General features: G+C 39.2%; 3 protein-coding genes and 1 pseudogene. 1 reads left to right on the forward strand and 3 read right to left on the reverse strand.

Features of this window, described 5'->3' with window-relative positions; genetic code table 11:
- Nucleotides 1-409 (forward strand): class II glutamine amidotransferase (locus F6K57_RS34925; protein ID WP_293072566.1); only part of this gene is annotated, 409 nt, incomplete at its 5' end.
- A gap of 235 nt (nucleotides 410-644) precedes the next feature.
- On the opposite strand, the pseudogene F6K57_RS34930 reads toward F6K57_RS34925, so the two are convergent.
- The 3 genes and pseudogenes from F6K57_RS34930 to F6K57_RS34940 form a co-directional block, all read right to left on the reverse strand.
- Nucleotides 645-920: pseudogene (locus F6K57_RS34930) on the reverse strand (zinc ribbon domain-containing protein); the annotation flags it as partial.
- A 69-nt stretch (nucleotides 921-989) separates the two neighbouring features.
- The gene (locus F6K57_RS34935) at nucleotides 990-2,150 is read right to left on the reverse strand and encodes an MFS transporter (RefSeq protein WP_364305384.1); all 1,161 of its coding nucleotides are present in this window, start codon (nucleotides 2,148-2,150) and stop codon (nucleotides 990-992) included.
- 111 nt (nucleotides 2,151-2,261) lie between these two features.
- A complete protein-coding gene (locus tag F6K57_RS34940) occupies nucleotides 2,262-6,065 on the reverse strand; it encodes an aminotransferase class III-fold pyridoxal phosphate-dependent enzyme (RefSeq protein ID WP_293072568.1) in 3,804 nt (1,267 codons plus the stop codon).
- Nucleotides 6,066-6,106: the final 41 nt, after the last annotated feature.

Below are 6,106 nucleotides of genomic sequence, written 5' to 3' on the forward strand. Positions count from 1 at the left end.
ACCGATCCGCAGTCATATTAGAGATACAGTCTATCAGAAAATTGAAGGCACTACCGATTCTGAACATATCTTCGCCTTGTTTCTCAACGAATTAGCTGCTGTGGATGGTAATTGGGAACAAGCGTTACAGGCTACCTTAAAAACGCTGTTTAAGTTAGCCAAACCCTATGGAGTCAAGGTCTTAGCAAACATAGTTATTAGTGATGGAAATCAGCTTATTGCCTCTCGTTGTGCTATCGGTTCTACTCCACCTTCTCTCTACTGGCTACAGAACGCTCCACATTTCCCCAATTCTGTCATCATTGCCTCTGAACCTTTGTTCCCAGGAAACTGGAATCCTTTTCCTGAAAGTAGCATGATTTGTGTGGGAGAAGACCTGAAAATCAACATGCATCCCATAGATTTGTAGAGGTGACAGCTCCTACACTGACCTTTCAGGTTCAGTGTAGGCAACAAGCGCCAATCCAGCTATTGCTTACGGAGGCGCTGGGCTTTAAGAACGGACTGCCGAGAGACGAAACCTTAGATAGTGGAGCCTTTATGGTTAGTCGGCTATGCATAAAAGGGTTAAAACTTTTTGATTAGCGATGCAGCGCGGTCTTGGGGGTTTCCCCCATGAGCGACTGCATCAAGACAAGGCTCCACTATCTTACGGTAACTTCAAACCCTGCCGCTCTATTTCTGATATTGTTCGCGTAGCGTCGGCTGAGGCCTTTGGCCACGCTTCGCGAACGCCGAATCGCCGCATTATGGTCACGATTGGCCTTTGGCCACGCTACGCGAACAAGGCTACACCCACAATGGGAACAATTATGCCATCGTATATGCAGCTTTTTGGGGACTTTTTTGCCGCAATTGGAACAATTTTGTGAAGTATTCATAGCACTTACCGGAATCGCTAACAAGCCAGCATTTAAGGCCGTAGGCCACGCTACGCGAACGGCTTTGCTTGCAGGGATTATAATATCAACAGATAATTTACAGATACTTTATTTTTGACTCCTATGCCGATTAATAAGATTTACTATGAAAGCAAGCAAAACAACAAACAGACAAATGGTTATTGGTATAACTTCAAGTGAAACTTTACTACTTAGCAAACCCATCACAGGGAGAATCAAAACTCCACTTAAATAACTACCTCCTACTTGATATCCAGTAATTTCCTGAGAATTAATCTCCCCAAATAGTTTTGGTGTGTTGTGGATCATACTGGGGAATATTGGCGCACAGCCGATTCCCAACAGGATTATAGATGGGACTAACAAACTGTTTTGTTGAATTATCAGCATCCATGAACCAATAAACATTAAGCATAATCCCATATTCATTAACTTCTGGATTGAGATATTATTAGCAAAAATACCCGCAATCAGTCGTCCAATCATAATGCTGATGTAGAAGAGTGAAATTATTAAGCCTACATTTAATTTATCTAAACCTCGACCTTCAATAAGATAACTAGCCAACCAGACTCCCACGCCCATCTCAACTGCGATATAGATTGGAAACGCAATAATAGAAAGAAAAACATCTTGCTGTCGTATCAGGTTAAGTCCTGATTTTTTCTGGACAGCCTTATTCTGGAGTGCAGTGTTTTCCTCTTTAATGCTTTTGCTTCGCCAAAGAGATAGGGAGATGGAGATACCAATAATAGCTGCAATAACGAACACAATAGCTGCAATCATCTGATAACCACCACGCCAATTTCCTGAATCAGCTACATATAAAGTAATAATGCTAGGTCCCAAAAATGCTCCTATGCCCCAGAAACTGTGAAGCCAATTCATATGTCTGGGTGAATATTTGAGTGCTACAAAATGATTAATACCTGTATCAATAGCACCAGCTCCAACACCAAGGGGCAAAGTACATAATAATAGCCACCAGAATGATGGTGACAGGGAATAGCCAAACAAAGCACTAGCGCTAAGCAAAGTGCTAATAAATACAACCTTGCCAGTCCCTAGCTTATGCAAAAGCAGCCCACTAGCAAAACTGGAAAATGCTGTACATATAGTTGTCAACATTGTGATAATACCCGCAGCTTCAAGTGGCAAAAAGAGTGAGCTGCGCATAGATGGCCATGCTACACCTAAAATCGTATCTGGTAATCCTAAAGCAATAAATGTTAGATAAATAACAACAATTAGTAAGCGGGGCTTGTTCTTTTTTTTTTTTTTAACTCTGCAACGTCTTTTTTAGTCCTTCTCATAATTATTGAATAAATTTACTGTTAAATCCTATCACATTAAATATATCTAACTTAGACTAAGTATAGGACAGGCAATACTTTGAAAGGTATTGTTGTTCATTTTATTTTGTCTTGTGATTAAGATTAGCCTTGTTTCATTTAGGGTAGCTACTGTATTCTGCGACAAAAGCTGTGGATAGATAAAAATGCTCGAAAGACTATGATGATCGCATTTGCGGATGGTTTCTATAACAGCGTTTTGATGACTGTCTTGAGGCACTGCAATTCCCGCCATAATTTCCACGCCATGTTCTTTAGATACAGTTTTTAGTGCGAGTATATAATCCAGATTAAAACTTTCAAACAGAACATTATTTTGCAGATTATGATATTTAATCAGCTTTACTAATGCGTTAACCAGAGCCTCTCGATATCCAGTTATCTTATCAGACCAATCTTTAATATCAAAGTTGAATGCAACCTGACCATTAACCTGTTTGCAAAGGTCTTCAATCTTGAGAACATTTTTCCCAAGCCTCAGACAAAGCTCTTCATAATTGAACTCAAAAACATTGGCAACTGGTTGATCAAGACTTTTAACAGGTCCCCATAATGATACTAATTCATGGTCTTTAGTTAACTGAACATCTACTTCGATCATATCAAAACCTTCATTGATAGCTTTCTGTGCTGTCTCTAGGGATTCTATGCGATGGGCAATTTTAAATCCATCAAACTGCTTTAAGTTGAGACGTCGCAACAGGCTTGTTGTTTCGGGAAAAGGTTTGTAGCACCAATTGGATGTCTCTCTTAAGGTTTTGGCAAACCTTTGAGCCATAAGTTTTTGTTGTAGCTGTGGGATTTCTTCAGGAATATCGAAGAACATAATGGCATCTCCTCCAGGAGATTCTATGCTGCCACACCCACTCACATGCAAAGGCTCTGGTTCATTTTCAGGAGCTAGTAAATACTTAGCAAAGGTCATAAAACCGTGACTCCGTGGGGCAAGAAGCCAGATGTAATTTCTGTCTTCGCAATACATGAATTTTGTATTATATGAGATACCTTCGCTCATTAGCTTATAGGTTGCTTTCCATACTTGCTTCGCCACTTCAGTCCTATCTTGACCTTTAATTATTATTGTACGGGCTGCCCAGTTAGCAAGTTCCCCATTTATGACACCATTGATGTGGCTCTTGTTAACTATTTCAATTCTGTTCTCTAAAAGATTTTGCCAAACAGGAGTTTTAACTCGATAGAACTGACCATGTGAATGTTTAACACTGGCACCAGAGAAACTTGTAAAAGAACCTTCATAGTTTTTTCCCAGTGCATAGGAAGCTGTTAGAAGATCATCTATATATGATTCAGTGAGTATTTGAGGTTCTTCTTTTCCTCCAGCCATGATCATATGATCTTCCCCATAAGGGTCAATATTGATAAAAAAGGAGTAAATTTTATTTGACGGTAGTTGGAGCTTACAAATTAACTCGTCAATATTTGCGTAACAAAAAGGGCATCTTCTATTTTTTGGGGAAAGATGAGGGATTTCTAACTCATTAACCTTTTCTGGAAGTGCTTCTTCAAGAAGCATTAGGGTATCAAACTCACCCTTTCTTTCTGGCACAAAACTAAACTTGTACCAGAGATTTTCATGAAGAACACTTAGCTGATGGTCTGGCGAGTATTTGTAATTTATCACTTTATGGTTACGGTTTTCGATAATTTTGACTGAGTCACGGACTGTCTTTTCTATTGTTGCTTGGTCAAAACCATCTTTCAATACGAGATAGTTGGCTCTAGATTTTAAAATAGTATCTATTAACTGTTCGTTAGCGTCTTTTTTGAGTTCTTCAAGAGCTGATATCGCATTACTACAGTCTTCGAGACCATCAAGTTCAAATTTATGCTTGATGAATGCCAAAGTCGTGGGAAAATCCTCCACTTCAACCCCTCTAAGATTCCGTCTTTTCTTATTGTTACCGTTTTCTACTATGTCGGCTATGCGCATAATAGCCAACAGATTTTTTAATTCAGATTTGGCAAGGCTAGACTCGTTAATACAGTGAAGAACACGCTCATGAGATTCAAAGAGCCAAGGCTGTTCGTTACATCTGATCAGTACTTCTACTTCTGGAGTAACGATGATATTTCTTTTGTTTAATAGATCAACTGAATATTGAGGGTGATACCACCAGGTTTTTAATAGCTCCCTTTCTCTAGAGGATAAAGGTTCACCTTTCAGTAACTCGAACTCTTCTAAGTACAAAGGTAATGGATCTCTAAATTCTTCTGCCGTAATTTCTTTTCTAAGTCCTGCTGCGATCCGTTTTTTGGCATGCTCGATACATAATTTAGGATTAAAGCTCGGTTTAGCACCTAACTTCGATTTGTCTGTTTTTACAAATTCTAGTCGCAATAGAAACTTTTGTTCTTCCTGATACTTATGTTTCAAGGCCCCGCCGATGTCATGAGCCCAGGAAGCCCTTTTTAAGATTTCGATTTGCCCATCAGGAAGATCCATTTTCCTAGCGATCGCCTCGGCTATGATGGCATGTCTCTGGGAATGCTCAACTATATCAATAGGATCATTCTGAAAAATCTCATTTTCAGAATGATCTAGTATTGATCTCCCTTGATCAATTGGTTCTGGCCAATCTTTTCCTGCTTTCTGAGACTTTTTTTTTGGCTGTGACACTTCTTCTAATACCAAGTCAAGCTTTTCAAATGCCATTTGTAAGTCCTCTACTTCCGATATCAGTGGGGCTTGAAGCATAATACTATCGCCCATATCCTTATATCTTGATGCAGCTATAATTACACCGTGATCAAACATTTTTTCTGCAATTAAATTGGCGAGTTTACAGTTTTGTTCATGATCTCCAACAACAATATCAACTGCGGCTTTAGTTCCTATAGAGCGTATCTCGCCTAATATTGTATATTTCTTCTGTAAATTTACAAGTTCTTCGTAGATATAACGGTTTAAGATATTTGCTTTATGAGCTTCCTTTTTAAGTTCGGCGAGGAATACTTTTCCTGCTGTGAAACTAATGGGACTATGAGCAAAAGTAAAGGAATGCTGTCCTGGCTTAAAGGAGAACTTCTCTTTATATAGCAGTCCTGCTAGGGGAAAACCGCCACCAATGGATTTCCCGAAGGTTATGATGTCTGGTTCTACCTCATAAAGATCACTCATGAACATCTCTTTCACACAGCCAAAGGCGGTTTGTATTTCATCAACAATCATCACGACATTGTTCTGGTCGCAAAGCTCCCGAATACCTTGGACTAATGACTTACTCAAAATCTTAAACCCGCAGTTGCCTTGTACTAGCTCCAAAATGATCGCCGCAGGCTGTTCTTTGATCATTTTTACTTCAATATCAGCTAGATCTTTTTTTACTTCCACACCATGATTAAAATAGGGTTGATATTGTTCGGCTGTACCTTTCCAGCTAACCCCCATTGTCGCAAAGCTTCTGCCATGAAAACCATCTTCTAAGTAGAGGATTTTATGCCGATCGTCACAATTGTTTATAGCTAGTTTCATCGCCCCTTCATTAACTAAGCTGCCATGAAGACAAAAATTGACTTTGGTTAAAGATTGCGGCGAAAGCTCGATCAGCAATTGAGCCAGCTCAACTTTGTCTTGTGTTGAGAAGGCTGTTCTTAAATGAGTTACTTTGTCGAGTTGATTTTTGACTGCATCAATAATTCGTGGATTGTTGTGACCAAGTGGCAAAGACCAAGTTTGTGAAAATAGGTCGAAATATTTTCTCCCTTCACTATCCCATAAGTAAGGGCCAAAAGCTTTTTCTATATTGACTGCGGTGGCGCCTATTGTGCTACCTTCATTTTTAAATATCATGGTTTCCTATTATTCAATCCACTAATAAGTTTAAGTTATTA

Source organism: Moorena sp. SIO4A5 (assembly GCF_010672005.1).
In the GTDB taxonomy this organism is placed as follows: domain Bacteria; phylum Cyanobacteriota; class Cyanobacteriia; order Cyanobacteriales; family Coleofasciculaceae; genus Moorena.